The sequence below is a fragment of the Amycolatopsis sp. NPDC104587 genome, assembly GCF_055583645.1.
Genome location: NZ_JBVJNO010000003.1, coordinates 660,416 through 679,109, shown reverse-complemented (window position 1 = coordinate 679,109; position 18,694 = coordinate 660,416). Strand labels below are relative to the sequence as shown.

General features: G+C 73.0%; 2 protein-coding genes. Both read left to right on the top strand.

Annotation, left to right across the window (positions count from 1 at the left end):
* The first annotated feature begins 125 nt into the window (after positions 1–125).
* A complete protein-coding gene (locus ACZ61C_RS11265) occupies positions 126–18,158 on the top strand; it encodes an amino acid adenylation domain-containing protein (RefSeq protein ID WP_465305390.1) in 18,033 nt (6,010 codons plus the stop codon).
* Entirely contained in the window at positions 18,143–18,553 is a 411-nt protein-coding gene (panD, locus tag ACZ61C_RS11260) for an aspartate 1-decarboxylase (RefSeq protein WP_465305388.1), read from the top strand. Before ACZ61C_RS11265 ends, panD begins: the two co-directional genes overlap by 16 nt.
* The last annotated feature ends 141 nt before the right edge of the window (positions 18,554–18,694 follow it).

Sequence of the window (18,694 nt, the reverse complement as noted above, 5' to 3'; positions counted from 1 at the left end):
CTGGTACTCATTTTAGGTAAGGCTAACCGATGGTACAGGAGTGCATCCTCACCATCTGTTTGTTAGGTTCACCTAAGTTCACGCCCCGTTCGGGGCGTCGCTAGCAGCAGGAGGCTGGTCTACCGGTGAGCAACGGTGACGCTGTGCAGCAGGTCGTGGACCTCGGTTTCTGGCGTGATCGCCTCGCGTCGGCGCCGAAGGAGCTGCCGCTGCCGGTCGACCGCCTGTACCCGGCCGAGCCCGTGCCGGCCCGGCTGACCTGGTCGCCCCCGGCGGTCGACGAGCTGACGTTGCTCGCGGCGTTCACGGTGCTGCTGTCCCGGTACGCGGGGACCTCGGACGTGGTCGTCGGTATCGGCGCGCTGGTGCCGTTGCGGGTCGACCTGGGGGGTGCGCCCGGGTTCGCCGAAGTGGTCGAGCGCGTGCGCGCGGCGCGTGAAGAAGCGTGGGCGCACCGGGTTCCGTTCGACGACCTCGTCACCGAGCTGCGGCCCGAGCCCGGTCGTGGCGGATCGATGCTCGTCAACGTCGGCTTCGGCGCCGAGACGGACCGGCCCCTCGACCTGAACCTGACCGCCGGCGGGGTGCACTACCGCGCCGACGTCCTCGACGAGTCCACTGTGGATCGCATGCTCGGCCATCTCGAGCACATCCTGGCCGCCGCACTGGAACGTCCACAGTGGCCGGTAGCGCGGCTGGACCTGGTGCCGGAGCCGGAGCTGCGCCGGATCCTCGAGGAGTGGAACGACACGGACCTCGACACGCCGCTGTCGACGCTGCCGGAGCTGTTCGCGGCCCGGGTCCGCGAGACGCCGGACGCCGTGGCGCTCGTCTTCGAAGACGAAGAGCTGACCTACGCCGAACTCGACGCGCGCGCGAACCGGCTCGCCCACGTCCTGATCGCCCGCGGTGCCGGGCCGGAGCGGGTGGTCGCGCTCGCCGTGCCGCGCTCGGTCGAGATGATCGTGGCCGAGCTGGCGGTGCTCAAGGCCGGCGCCGCGTACCTGCCGCTGGACCAGGACTACCCGGCCGAGCGGATCGCCTTCATGGTGTCCGACGCCCGCCCGGTGTGCGTGGTGACCACGAGCGAGCTGGCCGACCGCTTCGACGGCGACGTCCTGCTCCTGGACGAGATCGGTCTCGACGACGCGCCGTCGACGGATCCCGAAGCGGAGATCGTGCCCGCCAACGCGGCCTACGTGATCTACACGTCCGGCTCGACCGGGCGGCCCAAGGGTGTGGTGGTGTCCCACGCGGGGGTCGCGAAGCTGGTCGCCACCCAGACTGAGCGCTTCGGCATCGGCCCGCACAGCCGGGTGCTGCAGTTCGCGTCGCCGAGCTTCGACGTCGCCTTCTGGGACCTTTGCCTCGGTTTGCTCTCGGGCGGCCGCTTGGTCGTCGTCCCCGCCGAGCGGCGGGTGCCCGGCCCCGAGCTGGCCGAGTACGCCCACGCCCAGGGTGTCGACTTCATGATCCTTCCGCCGGCGCTGCTCGCCGAGTTCCCCGAGGACTGCGACCTGCCGCGGGACAGTGTCCTGCTGGCCGGGACCGAACGCGTCTCGCCGGAGCTGGTGCGGCGCTGGGCGCCGGGGCGGCGGATGTTCAACGCCTACGGCCCGACCGAGGCCACGACCAACTCGACGCTCGGCCTCTGCGACCCCGACGTGACGCCGGGCTCGGCGGTGCCGATCGGCGTTCCGGACCCCGGCACCCGCGCGTACGTCCTCGACGCCTTCCTCGCGCCGGTGCCCGTCGGCGTGGTGGGGGAGCTGTACCTCGCCGGATCCGGGCTGGCCCGGGGATATCTCGGCCGCGCCGCGCTGACGTCGGAGCGGTTCGTGGCCGACCCGTTCGGCTCCGGCGGCCGGCTCTACCGCACGGGCGACCTGGTGAAGTGGCTGCCGGACGGCCGGCTCGTGTTCCTCGGCCGGGCCGACGACCAGGTCAAGATCCGCGGGTACCGGATCGAGCTGGGCGAGGTCGAGTCGGTGCTGGCCGAACACCCGCGGGTCGGCCAGTCGGTCGTCGTCGCGCGGGACGGGCAGCTCGTCGCCTACGCCGTGCCGGTGCCCGACCGCGACCCGGCCGCCGAGCAGGGCCACGTCGAGGAATGGCACGCCGTCCACGAGGAGATGCTCGCCGGGTCGACCGGGATCGAGGAGAACTTCGCCGGCTGGAACTCCAGCTACGACGGCTCGGACATCCCCCTCGAGGAGATGCGGGAGTGGCACACGGCGACGATCGAGCGCATCCGGTCGCTGCGGCCGAAGCGCGTCCTCGAGATCGGCGTCGGCAGTGGCCTGATCCTCTCGCGGATCGCGCCGGACGCCGAAACGTACTGGGGTGTCGATTTTTCCGAGAGCGCGGTCGAGAACGTCCGGCGTGAGGTCGCCGCGATCCCGGAGCTGGCCGGCAAGGTGCACCTCGCCGCCCGCCCGGCCCACGACCTGGGCGAGCTGCCGGCCGAGCCGTTCGACACGGTGATCGTCAACTCCGTCGCGCAGTACTTCCCGAGCGCGGACTACCTCGCCGAGGTCGTCCGGACCGCCGCCGGGCTGCTCGCCCCGGGCGGGACGATCTTCCTCGGGGACATCCGCAACCTCCGCTCGCTGCGCGCGTTCCGCACGGCCGTCGAGCTGCGGCACGGGCGGGGTGACGTCGCCGCCGTCGACCAGGCGATCGCCCGCGAGGGCGAGCTGGTGCTCGACCCGGACTTCTTCCCGGCACTGGCCCGCGGCCTGGCCGGCTTCGACGACGTCGACCTGTGGGTGAAGCGCGGCGAGGCGCACAACGAGCTGACCCGCCACCGCTACGACGTCGTGCTGCGCAAGGCGCCGAAGCGCCCCGCGGCCGAGGAGCAGGTGGTCGCGTTCGGTGATCTCGGGGCGGTGGAACGGTTCCTGGCCGCCGAGGCGCCGGAGCGGCTGCGGGTCACCGGGGTGCCGGACGCGCGGCTGGCCGGGGAGCTGGCCGCCGTGCGCGCCCTCGACACCAGCGACCTGTCCGCGGCGCTCGAGGCCTTGGACCGCCGGGACGGCGTCGACCCGGAGGACCTGCACCGGCTCGGCGACCGGGCCGGGTACCGGGTCGCGGTGACCTGGGCGGCCGCGGCCGGTGAGCTGGAAGCCGTCTACACCCGAGGCGACGAGGGGCCCGCCGCCTACCGGCCGACGCGCGGCCAGGGGGCCAACCCCGCGTCGTACGCCAACAACCCGGCCGCCCGCCGGGAGACCGGCGCGCTCGTGGCGGCCCTGCGCGCCCACGTGCGCGACCGGCTGCCGCTGTACATGGTGCCCTCGGCGTTCGTGGTGCTGGACAAGCTGCCCGTGCTCGCCTCGGGCAAGCTCGACCGCAAGGCCCTGCCCAGCCCGGAACGGTTCGGCGCCGGCCCGGGCCGCGCGCCCCGCAACCCCGTCGAACAGCTGCTGTGCGAGATGTTCGCCGACGTCCTCGGGGTGCCGCAGGCCGGGCCGGACGACGACTTCTTCGCCCTCGGCGGGCACTCGCTGCTCGCGACCCGGCTGATCCAGCGCATCCGCGCGGCGGTCGGCGCCGAGGTGCCGGTGCGCGCGGTGTTCGACGCCCCGACCCCGGCCGCGCTCGCCGACCTGCTGGCCGGCGCCGTCACCGGGACCGAGCGGCACCCGCTCACCCGCGTCACCGAACGGCCCGAGCGGCTGCCGCTGTCGTTCGCGCAGCGGCGGCTGTGGTTCCTGCACGGGCTGGAAGGCGGGTCGGCGACCTACAACGTCCCGCTCGTCATGCGGCTGGCCGGTGAGCTGGATGTCGAGGCGCTGCGGTCCGCGTTGAACGACGTCCTCGGGCGGCACGAGGCCCTGCGGACGGTGTTCCCGACCTTTGACGGCGTGCCCTACCAGGAGATACTCCCCGAAGCCGAAGTGGAGCTGAGCGTCCGCCCGGTGTCCGATGTGGACTCCGAAGTGGACAGCCTGGTTCGTGGCGTGTTCGACCTCGGCGCCGGCGTCCCGGTGCGGGCCGCGTTGCTGACCGTCGACGCGCGACGGCACGTTCTGGTCCTCGTCGTGCACCACATCGCCGCGGACGGCTGGTCCCTCGCTCCGCTCTGGCACGACATCGCCACGGCCTACCGCGCCCGGCTGCGCGGGGGAGCTCCCGAGTGGACACCGCTGCCCGTCCAGTACGCGGATTACACGCTGTGGCAACGGGAACTGCTCGACGCCGAAGAGGCCACGCAGCTCGACTACTGGCGCACGGCCCTCGACGGCCTGCCCGAACGCATCCCGCTCCCGCTCGACCGGCCGCACCCGGCGGTGTCGGCCTACCGCGGCGAGTTCTTCACTTTCGCCTGGGACGCCGGCCTGCAGGCCGGGCTGACGGACCTCGCGCGGGCGTGCGGCGCGAGCCCGTTCATGGTCGTGCACGCGGGCTTGACCGCGCTGCTGTCCCGGCTCGGCGGCGGCACCGACATCCCGATCGGCACGCCGATCGCGGGCCGGACCGACCCGGCCCTGGACGACCTCGTCGGGTTCTTCGTCAACACCCTCGTGCTGCGCGTCGACGCCGGGGGCGACCCGTCGTTCCGCGACCTCGTGGCGCGGGTGCGGGACCGCAGCCTCGATGCGTATGCCCACCAGGACGTCCCGTTCGAGCGGCTCGTCGAAGCGCTGAACCCGGCGCGGTCGCTGGCGCACCACCCGCTGTTCCAGACCATGCTCGCGTGGCAGAACACCCCCGGCGCGGGTGTCGAGCTGCCCGGGCTGACCGTCACCGAGTGGCCCGTCGGCACCGGCACGGCCAAGTTCGACCTCTGGTTCTCCTTCACCGAGCGCGCCGACGGCATCCACGGCCAGGCCGAGTTCAACGCCGAGGTGTTCGACAGCGCGACGGTGACCGGCCTGCTCGACCGCCTCGAAGTCCTGCTGCGCCAAGTCGTCTCCGCGCCGGACCGCCGCCTCGGTGGCCTCGACGTCCTCACCCCGGCCGAACGCGACGCCCTGCCCGCGATCTGGTCGGGGACCGTCGAGGACGTCCCCGCGGTCACCGTGCCCGAGCTGTTCGCCGCCCAGGTCGCGCGCACCCCGGACGCCACGGCGCTCATCTTCGAAGACGAAGAGCTGACCTACGCCGAGCTGGACGCCGTCTCGAACCGCCTCGCCCGCGTCCTCGCGGAGCGGGGCGCCGGGCCCGAGCGCGTCGTCGCCCTGGCACTGCCGCGCTCGACACACCTGGTCACGGCCATCCTCGCGGTGCTCAAGACCGGTGCGGCCTACCTGCCGGTCGATCCCGGCTACCCGGCCGACCGCATCGCGTTCATGCTCGAAGACGCCGCCCCGGCGCTGGTCCTGGCCGACGACCTGCCCCTGCTCGACGGAGTTTCGGACGCGCCCCTCGACGTCGTCCTCCGGCCGGAAAACCCCGCGTACGTCATCTACACGTCGGGGTCGACGGGCCGCCCCAAGGGTGTTGTCGTGCCGCACGCGGGCATCGTCAACCGCCTGCTCTGGATGCAGGCCGAGTACGGCCTGACCGCCGGCGACCGCGTACTGCAGAAGACGCCGTCCAGCTTCGACGTCTCCGTCTGGGAGTTCCTCTGGCCGCTGATCACCGGCGCCACCGAGGTCGTCGCCCGGCCGGACGGCCACAAGGATCCCGCCTACCTCGCCCGGCTGATCCGCGACCGGGGGGTCACGACCGTCCACTTCGTCCCGTCGATGCTGCAGGTGTTCCTGCAGGAGCCGGCCGCGGAGGAATGCACGAGCCTGCGCCGGGTCTTGTGCAGCGGCGAAGCCCTGCCCGCCGACGCGGTCGTCCAGTTCGGGCAGGTCCTGGACGCCGAGCTGCACAACCTCTACGGCCCCACGGAAGCCTCGGTCGACGTCACCTCCTGGCGGACGTCCACCGAGGACACGACCGTCCCGATCGGACGTCCGGTGTGGAACACCCGGACCTACGTCCTCGACGCTGCCCTGCGCCCGGTCCCGCCCGGCACCGCCGGTGAGCTGTACCTCGGCGGTGTCCAGCTGGCCCGGGGTTACCTCGGCCGCCCCGGGCTGAGCGCCGAACGGTTCGTCGCTTCGCCGTTCGAACCGGGGGAGCGGATGTACCGCACCGGCGACCTCGCCCGGTTCCGCGCCGACGGTGTCCTCGAGTTCCTCGGCCGCGGCGACGAGCAGATCAAGATCCGCGGCTTCCGCGTCGAGCCCGGCGAGATCGCCGCGACCCTCGCCGCGCACGACGACGTCGCCCACGCTGTCGTCGTGGCTCGCGAGGACCGGCCCGGCGACGTCCGCCTCGTCGGGTACGTCGTGCCCGCCGAACTGTCCTCGGTGGACGAGACCGAGCAGGTCGGTGAGTGGCGCGAACTCTACGACTCGATGTACGCGGGCGCCGCCGACGAGTTCGAAGGCTGGAACTCCAGCTACACCGGCGAACCGATCCCGTGGGAAGAGATGCGGGAATGGCGGGACGCCATCGTCACGCGGATCCGGTCGCTGCAGCCGAAGCGGGTGCTGGAGCTCGGCGTCGGCACCGGCCTGCTGCTGACCGAGCTGGCCCCGGACTGCGAGTCCTACTGGGGCACCGACTTCTCCGCCGAGGTCATCGCGTCGCTGGGCCGCCGGGTCGAGGCCGACCCCGCACTCGCCGATCGTGTCGAACTGCGGACCGGCGACGCCGCCGACGTCAGCGGCTTGCCGACCGGGTTCTTCGACACGATCGTGCTCAACTCCGTCGTCCAGTACTTCCCGAGTGGGACGTACTTGCTGGAGGTGCTGCGCAAGGCCCTCGACCTGCTCGCGCCGGGTGGGTCGCTGTTCGTCGGCGACGTCCGCGACCTGCGCCAGGTCCGCGCCTTCCACACGGCGGTGGCCGAAGCGCGCGGGGGCGACGTCCAACAGAACCTCCTGCGGGAGAAGGAACTCCTCGTCGCGCCCGAGTTCTTCGCCGGGCTCGACGGGGTCACCGCGGACATCCGGGTCAAGCGCGGCCGGGCGGTGAACGAGCTGACCCAGTATCGCTACGACGTGGTCCTGCGCCCCGGCTCGGCCGCGGCGCCCGAGGTCCCCGTGCTCGTGTGGGGCACCGATCTGTCCTCAGTGGAAGAAGTGGCCGGTCCGAGCCGGATCGAACGCGTTCCGAACGGCCGCACCACGCCGGGCGGCGTGAACCCCGAAGACTGGTACGCGTTCGGTGACGCGCACGGCTACCGCACGGTCGTCACCTGGTCCGCGACCGGCGACGGCTCGGTGGACGTGCTCCTCACAACCGGCGACACCGCGGGCGCGTTCCGGCCGGGGATCGGCCCACTGCTGTCCTACACCGGCAACCCCGGCCGCTTCCGCCGGATCAGCACGCTGACCGCGGACCTGCGGGCCCGGGCCGCCGAGCGGCTGCCGGAGCACATGGTCCCCTCGGCGATCGTCGTGCTCGACGCGCTCCCGGTGACCGCCAACGGCAAGCTCGACCGCCGCGCCCTGCCCTCGCCGGACCCGGTCGCGCCGACGTCCGACCGCGAACCGCGCACCCCGGTCGAACGGCAGTTGTGCGAGCTGTTCGCCGAGGTCCTCGGCCTGCCGCGGGTCGGCCCGGACGACAGCTTCTTCGCCCTCGGCGGGCACTCCCTGCTGGCCACCCGGCTGATCGCCCGGATCCGCACGACGCTGGACGCCGAGCTCGAGGTCCGGTCGGTGTTCGAGACGCCGACCGCCGCCGGCCTCGCGGGGCTGCTGGCCACCGGGAGCGGGACCGCACGTCCGCCGCTGGTCCCGGTGGCCCGGCCGGCGCTGGTGCCGCTGTCCGGCGCGCAGCAGCGGCTGTGGTTCCTGCACCACCTGGAAGGCCCGTCCGCCACCTACAACGTCCCGCTGATCATGCGCCTCGAAGGTGAAGTCGACGTCGAGGCGCTGCGCACCGCACTGTCCGATGTGGTCGCCCGCCACGAAGCGCTGCGGACGCGGTTCCCGCAGCACGAAGGCGTTCCGTACCAGGACATCCTCCCGGCCGGAGAGGTCGACCTGCCGGTACGGGAAGTCACCGGTCTCGACACGGCGCTGACCGGACTGGTCCGCGGCTCGTTCGACCTCGAACAGCAGGCGCCGATGCGCGTGGAGCTGCTGCGCCTGGGCGAGCGCGAGCACGTGCTGGCCCTGGTGTTCCACCACATCGCCTCCGACGGCTGGTCGATGGCCCCGCTCTGGCGCGACATCGCCACGGCCTACGCCGCCCGACAACGCGGCGAGCATCCACAGTGGACGCCGTTGCCGGTGCAGTACGCGGACTACACGCTGTGGCAACGGGACCTGCTCGGCAGCGAGGACGACCCGGACAGCGTGCTGAGCGCCCAGCTCGACTACTGGCGCGACACGCTGGACGGCCTGCCCGACCGGATCGAGCTGCCGCTGGACCGGCCGCACCCGGCGACCGCGACCTTCCGCGGTGAGCTGCACACCTTCACCTGGGACGCCGAGCTGCACGCCCGGCTCACCGAGCTGGCGCGGGAGTCCGGCGCGAGTGTGTTCATGGTGGTGCACGCGGCCCTCGCCGCGCTGCTCACCCGCCTCGGCGCGGGCACCGACGTCCCGATCGGCTCGCCCATCGCGGGCCGCACCGACCAGGCGCTCGACGACCTCGTCGGGTTCTTCGTCAACACCCTCGTGCTGCGCGTCGACACCGCGGGCGAGCCGTCCTTCCGGGACCTGGTGGCGCGGGTCCGCGAGCGCAACCTCGACGCCTACGCCCACCAGGACGTGCCGTTCGAGCGGCTCGTCGAGCTGCTCAACCCCGCGCGGTCGCTCTCGTACCACCCGCTGTTCCAGGTGATGATCGCCGGGCAGAACAACACCCGCGCGGAGGTGACGCTGCCCGGGCTGACCGTCACCGAGATCCAAGTGACCACCGGGACGTCGAAGTTCGACCTGTCGATCTCGCTGACCGAACGCGAAGCCGGGATCGCGGGGGTGCTGGAGTTCAACACCGACGTCTTCGACGACGTGAGCGCCGACGCGATCCTGCGCCGCCTCGAAGTCCTGCTGCGCGCGGCGCTGGCCGCGCCGGACCGCCCGGTCGCGGCCTTGGACCTGCTGGCCGGGGACGAGCGGGAACAGGTCCTGACCCGGTGGGCCGGGTCGCTCGAGCCGGCGGGCGCCGAGACGTTCCCCGGCCTGTTCGCGCGCCGGGTGGCCGAGGCCCCGGACGCGGTTGCCCTGGTCTTCGAGGACGTCGAACTCACCTACGCCGAGCTCGACGCGCGGGCGAACCAGCTGGCGAACCTGCTGCTCGAGCGGGGCGCCGGACCCGAGCGCGTGGTCGCGCTCGCCGTGCCGCGGTCGGTCGAGATGGTCGTCGCGGAGCTGGCCGTGCTCAAGGCCGGCGCCGCGTACCTCCCGATCGACGTCGACTACCCCGGCGACCGGATCACCTTCATGGTCGAGGACGCCGGACCGGTCTGCGTCGTGACGACGCGCGAGATCGACGCGAAGCTGCCCGCGGGAGTGCCCCGGGTGCTGCTGGACGACCCGGCGCTCGCGGGAATGTCCACTGAGGACCCCGTAGTGGCCGTGAAGCCCGAGAACGCGGCGTACGTGATTTATACGTCCGGTTCTTCCGGCCGGCCGAAGGGTGTTGTCCTCCAGCACTCGGGGGTCGCGAAGCTGGTGGCCACGCAGAGCGAGCGGTTCGGGATCGGTCCGCACAGCCGGGTGCTGCAGTTCGCGTCGCCGAGCTTCGACGTGGCGTTCTGGGACCTGTGCCTCGGTTTGCTCTCGGGCGGCCGGCTGGTCGTCGTCCCGGCCGAGCGCCGGGTCGCCGGGCCCGCGCTGACCGAGTACGCGCACCGGCACGCGGTGGACTTCATGATCCTGCCGCCCGCGCTGCTCGACGCCATGCCCGCGGACTGCGACCTTCCGCGCGACAGCGTCCTGCTGGCCGGGACCGAGCGCGTGTCACCGGACCTGGTCCGCCGGTGGGCGCCGGGCCGCCGGATGTTCAACGCCTACGGCCCGACCGAGGCCACGACCAACTCGACCCTCGGCGAGAGCGACCCGGTCGAGCTCGCGGACGCGACGGTCGTCCCGATCGGCATCCCCGACCCCGGCACCCGGGCGTACGTGCTCGACGCCGGGCTGCGGCCGGTGCCGCCCGGAGTGGTGGCGGAGCTGTACCTCGCCGGGTCCGGGCTGGCCCGCGGTTACCTCGGCCGTCCCGGGCTGACGGCGGAGCGGTTCGTCGCGGACCCGTTCGGCTCCGGCGGGCGGCTCTACCGGACCGGTGACCTGGTGAAATGGCTGCCGGACGGCCGGCTGGTCTTCCTGGGCCGGGCCGACGACCAGGTCAAGATCCGCGGGTACCGGATCGAACCGGGTGAGATCGAGGCCGTGCTGACCGAGCACCCGGCCGTCGGGCAGTCGGTGGTGCTGGCGCAGGACGGGCGGCTCATCGCCTACGCCGTCCCGGCGGCCGGCCGCGACGAGGAAGCCGAGCTCGACCACGTCGGTGAATGGCGCGAGCTGCACGAGAACGTCTTCACCGACGCGGCGGCCCGCGGGCTGGAGGAGAACTTCACCGGTTGGAACTCCAGCTACGACGGCTCGGAGATCCCGCTCGAGGAGATGCGGGAGTGGCACGCGGCGACGATCGACCGCATCCGCGCGCTCAAGCCGAAGCGCGTCCTGGAGATCGGTGTCGGCTCGGGCCTGATCCTGTCCCGGATCGCGCCGGACGCCGAGGCGTACTGGGGTGTCGACCTGTCCGAGAAGGCGATCGCCAACCTCCGGCGGGAGCTCGCGACAACGCCCTTCGCGGACAAGGTCCACGTCGCGGCCCGCCCGGCGCACGACCTCGGGGACCTGCCCGACGAGCCGTTCGACACGGTGATCATCAACTCCGTCGCGCAGTACTTCCCGAGTGTCGACTACCTCGCCGAGGTCGTCCGCACAGTGACTGCCCACGTCCGGCCGGGCGGAGTGATCTTCCTCGGCGACATCCGGAACCTGCGTTCGTTGCGGGCGTTCCGCACGGCGACCGAGCTGCGCCACGGCCGCCGCGACGCGGCCGCGGTCGACCAGGCCATCGCGCGCGAGGGCGAGCTCGTGCTCGATCCGGACTTCTTCCCGGCTTTGGCCCGCGACCTGGACGGGTTCGGCGACGTCGACCTGTGGGTCAAGCGCGGCAGCGCCCACAACGAGCTGACCCGGCACCGCTACGACGTCGTCCTGCGGAAGGCCCCGAAGCCCGCGCCAGTCGAGGAGACCGTCGTCGCGTTCACCTCGGTCGACGAGCTCGAGCAGCTGCTGGCCGAGCGTCCGGCCCGTTTGCGCGTCACCGGGGTGCCGGACGCGCGGCTGTCCGGCGAGCTGGCCGCGGTCGCCGCGCTGGCCGCCGGCGATGCCGACGCGGCGCTGTCCGCTTTGGACGCCGAGCCGTCCGGAGTGGACTTCGAGCGGCTGCAGGATTGCGGGTACCGCGTCTACGCGGCACCCACGCACGAAGGTGCGCTCGAGGTCGTGTTCACCACCGGCGAGCCGACGCGGATCCATCGCGCGCGTCCGGTGCGGGCCGCGTTGGCGACCTTGGGCAACCACCCGGCCGGGCAGCGGGACACGAGCGCGCTGGTGTCCGCCCTGCGGGCGCACGTGCGGGACCGGCTTCCGCAGTACATGGTGCCCTCGGCGTTCGTCGTGCTGGACCGGCTGCCGCTGCTCGCCTCGGGAAAGCTCGACCGGCGGGCGCTGCCCAGCCCGGACCAGCAGGCGGTCACCGCCGGCCGGGCGCCGCGGACCCCGGTCGAAGAAGTCCTGTGCGGACTGTTCGCCGAAGTCCTCGACGCGTCGTCGATCGGTGTCGACGACGACTTCTTCGCCCTGGGCGGGCATTCCCTCATGGCGACGCGGCTGGTCGCTCGGGTGCGCGCGGTGTTCGGCGTCGAGCTGCAGGTGCGGTCGGTGTTCGAGACCCCGACGGTCGCCGGGCTCGCCGCGCTCCTGGCCACTTCGGACTCGACGGCCGCCCGGCCCGCCCTGGTCCGCGCCGAGCCGCGGCCGGACGTGCTGCCGCTGTCGTTCGCGCAGCAGCGGCTGTGGTTCCTGCACCGGCTCGAAGGCCCGTCGGCGACGTACAACATGCCGACCGCGGTCCGGCTGACCGGAGACCTAGACACCAAGGCCCTGCGCGTCGCGCTGTCCGATGTGGTCGAACGCCACGAGGCGTTGCGGACCGTCTTCCCGGAAATCGACGGCGAAGCCCGGCAGCGGGTCCTCGACGACGTCGAGATTCCGCTGAACATCCGTGAGGTCACCGAAGGGACGCTCGCGGACGCGGTGTCCGAAGTGGCCGGCACGGCGTTCGAGCTGGAGTCGGAAGTCCCGCTGCGCGCGGAGCTGCTCCGCCTGGGCCGCCGGGAGCACGTCCTGGTGCTGGTGTTCCACCACATCGCCTCCGACGGCTGGTCGACCGCGCCGCTGTGGCGGGACCTCGCGACGGCCTACACCGCCCGGCAGGCCGGCGACGCTCCCGAGTGGACTCCGCTGCCGGTGCAGTACGCGGACTACACGCTGTGGCAGCGTGACGTCCTCGGCGAGCCGGTGATCGAACCGCAGCTGGCCTACTGGCGCGAGGCGCTCGCTGACCTGCCGGAGCGGATCGAGCTGCCGACCGACCGGCCACACCCGGCCGAGGCGTCGTACGAGGGTGAGCAGTTCGCCTTCGGCTGGGACGCCGAGCTCCACAGTGGACTGGTCGAGCTGGCCCGTGCCTGCGGGGCCAGTGTGTTCATGGTCGTGCACGCCGGGCTCACCGCGGTGCTCACCCGCCTCGGCGCGGGCACCGACGTCCCGATCGGCACGTCCATCGCGGGCCGCACCGACCAGGCGCTCGACGACCTCGTCGGGTTCTTTGTCAACACCCTGGTCCTGCGCGTGGACACCGGCGGCGACCCGTCGTTCCGCGACCTCGTCGCGCGGGTGCGGAACCGCAGCCTCGACGCCTACGCCCACCAGGACGTCCCGTTCGAGCGGCTGGTGGAGGCGCTGAACCCGGCGCGGTCACTGGCGTACCACCCGCTGTTCCAGACGATGCTGGCCTGGCAGAACAACGCCGTCGCCGACCTTGCGCTGCCCGGCCTGACCGTCGCGGAGGAGCCGGTCCGCACCGGCACCGCCCGGGCCGACCTGGTGTTCTTCGTCGGCGAGCGGCCCGGCCACCAGGCGGGGATCCACGGCACCGCCGAGTACAACAGCGACGTCTTCGACCGCGCGAGCGTCGAGGCGATCCTCGGCCGGCTCCGGGCGCTGCTGCGGGCCGCCGTCGCCGACCCGGACACCCGGATCGGCGCGATCGACCTGCTCACCGGCGCCGAGCACGAGCAGCTCGCCGCCGACCCCGCGACGCCCCTGCCCGCGCAGACGCCCGCCGAGCTGTTCGCCGCACAGGTGGCCCGCACGCCGGAGGCCACGGCACTGGTCTTCGGCGGCGAACGCCTGACCTACGCCGAGCTGGACGCGCGCGCGACGGAACTGGCCCGGGCGCTGCTCGCGCGCGGTGCCGGGCCGGAGCGGGTGGTGGCGGTCGCGTTGCCGCGGTCGGCGCAGCTGGTCACCGCGCTCCTGGCAGTGCTCAAGACCGGCGCGGCGTACCTGCCGCTGGACCTGAACCACCCGGCCGAGCGGGTCGAGCTGATGCTGGCCGACGCCGATCCGCACCTGGTCATCGCCGAAGACGGCTTCGGCGACCGGCTGGTCCGGCCCGGATCCCGTGGTGAAGAACCGGCTTCCTGGCCGTCGATCAGCCCGGACAACCCGGCGTACGTGATCTTCACGTCCGGTTCCACCGGCCGCCCGAAGGCCGTCGCGGGCACCCAGCGCGCGCTGGCCAACCGGCTGCACTGGGGTCGTGCGGTCGCCGAAGGCGTGCGCGTCGCGAAGAGCGCGCTGACGTTCATCGACGGCTCGACCGAGCTGCTCGGCGGGCTCGTCGCGGGCGACCCGGTGGTTCTCGCCGACGACACGACGGCCACCGACCCGCACGCGCTCGCCGAGCTGGTGCGGGCCTCCGGTGCGCAGGTGCTGACCGTGGTGCCGAGCCTCCTCGACAGCTTCGCCGAGGACACGGCCGACGGTGCGTTCGACTCGGTGACGACGTGGATCACCAGTGGTGAGCCGCTTTCCGCGGCTCTCGCCGAGAAGGTCGGGCTGAAGTGGCCGTCGGCGAAGCTGGTCAACCTCTACGGCTGTTCGGAGGTCGCGGGGGACAGCCTGGCGCAGGTCTGCGGCCCGGTCGCGATCGGACGGCCGGTCGCGAACACCCGCGCGCACGTGCTCGACGCCGCGCTGCGGCCGGTGCCGCCGGGCGTCCGCGGGGAGCTGTACCTGGCCGGCGCCGGGCTCGCGCGGGGTTATCTCGGCCGGCCGGCGCTGACGGCGGAACGGTTCGTCGCCTCGCCTCATCAGCCGGGGGAGCGGATGTACCGCACCGGCGACCTGGTCCGCCGTCGCCCCGACGGCGCCTTGGAGTTCCTCGGCCGCGCGGACCAGCAGATCAAGATCCGCGGGTTCCGCGTCGAGCCGGGGGAGGTCGAAGCCGTGCTGACCGCCTCGGTGGCCCGCGCGGCGGTGATCGCCCGCGACGACCGCCTGATCGCCTATGTTGCACCGTCGGGCGACCCGGCCGCGCTGCGGGCGTCGCTGACCGCGCGGCTGCCGGAGCACCTGGTGCCGTCGGCGATCGTGGTGCTGCCGGAACTGCCGTTGAACGCCAACGGCAAGCTCGACCGCGCCGCCCTGCCCGACCCTGAGGTCCGGACTTCGGACCGGGTCGCGCGGACCCCGGCCGAGCAGGCGCTGTGCGAGCTGTTCGCCGACGTCCTGGGGGTGCCGCGGGTCGGCCCGGACGACGGGTTCTTCACCCTCGGCGGGCACTCCCTGCTGGCGACACGGCTGGTCAGCCGGATCCGCGCGCTGCTGGACGTCGAGGTCCCGATCCGCGCGGTGTTCGACGCGCCCACCCCGGCCCGCCTGGCCGAGCTGCTCGACCGGGGCCGTGAGAGCCGCCCCGCGCTGGTCCCGGCCGATCGGCCCGAGGTGCTGCCGCTGTCGTTCGCCCAGCAGCGCCTGTGGTTCCTCGACCGCCTCGACGGGCTGAGCGCGACCTACAACATCCCGTGGGCGTGGGAGCTGACCGGACCGGTCGACACCGACGCGCTGCGGGCGGCCCTCGTCGACGTCGTGGCCCGGCACGAGATCCTCCGGACGATCCTCGCCGAAGACCATGGCGCACCCCGTCAGGTGGTGCTGGACCCGGGCGACGAACGCGCGCGGCCGCTGCTGGTCACGGAACCGGCGGCCGACCTGGACGAGAGCGTCACCGCCGCGGCGTCGTACTGCTTCACCCTCGACGCCGAGATCCCGGTGCGGGCCACGCTCGTCTCGGCCGGTCCCGAGCGGCACGTGTTCGTGCTGCTGGTGCACCACATCGCGGGTGACGGCTGGTCGCTGCCGCCGCTGAAGCGCGACCTCGACACCGCGTACGCCGCGCGGCTGCGCGGTGAGCGTCCACAGCGGACGCCGTTGCCCGTGCAGTACGCCGACTACACGCTGTGGCAGCGGGAGATGTTCGGCCGCGCCGACGACCCGGACAGCCTCCTCGGCCGCCAGGCCGCGTTCTGGCGCGACACCCTGGCCGGGCTCCCGGACGAGCTCGCGCTGCCGGCGGACCGGCCGCGCCCGGCACGCTCGACCAACCGGGGCGGCGCGGTGCCGTTCACGGTGCCCGCCGAGATCCACCGGCGCCTGCGGGACCTGGCTCTCGGCAGCAACACCAGCACGTTCATGGTGCTGCAGGCGACGCTGGCGGCCCTGCTGACCCGGCTCGGCGCGGGCACCGACATCCCGCTCGGCACGCCGGTGGCCGGCCGCACCGACCACGCGCTGGAGGACCTCGCCGGGTTCTTCGTCAACACGCTGGTGCTGCGCACCGACACCGGCGGCGACCCGACGTTCCGGGAGCTGCTGGAGCGCGTCCGCGAGGCCGACCTCGCCGCGTACGCCCACCAGGACCTGCCGTTCGAGCACCTCGTCGAGCTGCTCAACCCGGCCCGGTCCCTGGCCCGGCACCCGCTGTTCCAGGTCATGCTCGCCGTCTACCACTCGGGTGCCGAGCAGGAGCGGCTGCTCGGCCTGGATGCGGCCTACCGGGACACCGGGCTCCGGCAGGCGAAGTTCGACCTGTCCTTCGACCTGGTCGAAACCCCCGAGGGCATCGAGGGTGACCTCGAGTTCAGCCTCGACCTCTTCGACGAGCCGACCGCGCGGACGCTCACCGAGCGGCTGGTGCGGCTGATGGCGGCCGTCGTCGCGGATCCCGACCGGCCGCTGAGCCGGATCGACGTCCTCGAGCCCGGGGAGCGGCGGCGGATCCTGCACGACTGGGGCGCCGGCGAGCCGCTGACCACCGCGGCGCCGACGGTGGTCGACCGGCTGGCCGCGCAGGTGGCGGCGACCCCGGGAGCGACCGCGGTGAGCGACGCTTCCGGCAGCGTCACCTTCGCGGAGTTCGCGGCGCGGACCGACCGCCTCGCGCGGTGGCTGGCCTCGCACGGCGCGGGTCCCGAGCAGGTCGTCGCGCTGGTGCTGACGCGGTCGGCGGCGGTCGTCGAGGCGATCTTCGGCGTGTTCAAGACGGGCGCGGCGTACCTGCCGGTGGATCCGGACCAGCCGGCGGAGCGGATCTCGGCGATCCTCGCCGACGCCGGTGCCGCGCTGGTGGTGACGAGCCGCGCCTTGGCCTCGCCGGTTCCCGGTGCGCTGTTCGTCGAGGACATTGTGGACAGTCACGCGACGCTGACTCCGCCGTCACCCGCGAACCCGGCGTACGTGCTTTACACGTCCGGCTCCACGGGCAAGCCCAAGGGGGTGGTCGTCCCGCATTCCGGGCTGGTGAACCTGTTCCACAGCCACCGCGAGACGCTCTACCGCCCAGCGGTGGCGGCCGCGGGCGGACGGCGGCTGCGGGTCGGGCACGCGTGGGCGTTCTTCTTCGACGCCTCCTGGCAGCCGCAGCTGTGGCTGCTCGACGGGCACGAGGTGCACGTCGTCAACGACGAAACCCGCCGCGATCCCGACCGGCTGGCCGCCGTGGTGCGCGACCGCGGGCTCGACTTCCTCGAGCTCACGCCGTCGCACTTCGCGCAGCTGGCCGCGTCCGGCATGGTCGACGACGGGAAGTGCGCACTGGGTGTGGTCGGTGTCGGCGGCGAAGCTGTTTCTCAATCGCTGTGGGAGGAACTGCGCGCGTTCCCCGGCACCGAGGCGTACAACCTGTACGGGCCGACCGAGGCCACTGTGGACGCTCTGGTCGCGCGGATCGGCGACAGCGAACGTCCGGTGGTCGGGCGTCCGGTGCACAACGCGCGGGCGTACGTCCTCGACGGCGGCCTGACCCCGGTCCCGGCCGGGGTCCCGGGTGAGCTGTACCTGGCCGGCGCCGGGCTGGCCCGCGGGTACCACGACCGGCCCGCGCTCACCGCGGACCGGTTCGTCGCGGACCCGTTCGGGCCGGCGGGGGAGCGGATGTACCGCACCGGCGACCTGGTGCGCTGGCGGCCGGACGGGCAGCTCGAGTACCTCGGCCGCACCGACGACCAGGTGAAGGTCCGCGGCTTCCGGATCGAGCCGGGCGAGATCGAGACGGCCCTGACCCGGCACGACGACGTCGCGCAGGCCCTGGTCGTCGTCCGCGAGGACCGGGAGAAGCAGCTGGTCGCCTACACCACCCCGGGGCACGCCGATCCCGCGCGGCTGCGGGAGTTCGTGGCCCGCTCGCTGCCGGCGTACATGGTGCCCGCGGCGATCGTCCCGCTGGACGCGTTTCCGGTGACCCCCAACGGGAAGCTCGACAAGGCCGCCTTGCCCGCCCCTGAGTTCGAGCGGCGCGGCCGGGCGCCCGAAACACCCCTGGAGAAGACCCTCTGCGAAGTCTTCGCGGAGGTGCTGGACGTCGACGCCGTCGGCGCCGACGACGACCTGTTCACCCTCGGCGGCCATTCGATGCTGCTGGTGGTCCTGCGCAACCGGATCACCGAACGGCTCGGGTCCGAGCTCCCGATCGCCGAGTTCTTCCGCACCCCCACCGCGGCCGGGCTCGCCGCCCTGCTGACCGACAACCAAGGAAACCGATGCAGCGCACCCTGATGAACGCCAAGATCCACCGGGCCACGGTGACCCAGGCCGACCTGCACTACGTCGGGTCGCTGACCATCGACGCCGACCTGATGGCCGCCGCGGACATCGTCGAGGGCGAGCAGGTCCAGGTCGTCGACATCACCAACGGCGCCCGGCTGGAGACCTACGCCATCACCGGCGAGCCGGGCACCGGCGTGATCGGTGTCAACGGCGCGGCCGCGCACCTCGTGCACCCCGGCGACCTGGTCATCATCATCACCTACGCCCAGGTCGACGAGGCCGAGCGCGCCCGGCACCGGCCGCGCGTGGTGCACGTCGACGCCGACAACCGGCAGGTCCACCTGGGACACGACCCGGCGGAGCCGGTTCCTGGCGCGGAAGCCCAGCTGTCCGGTCGGAATTGACGCAGGTGGGCGTGGACACAGGTCGGTCGCGGTGGTTGCTTTTGGCAGGCTCACCTAAATAAGGTGTGCCTACCCTAAAGTTCGGCTGCATCATCCGGGCCTTCGGCCCGGCCGGGGGCTTCGCCACCCGGGGCCCCCAAA

Bases quoted from the DNA above. Each gene is read 5' to 3' on its own strand.
- panD (WP_465305388.1), top strand. From the start codon at position 18,143: ATGCAGCGCACCCTGATGAACGCCAAGATCCACCGGGCCACGGTGACC.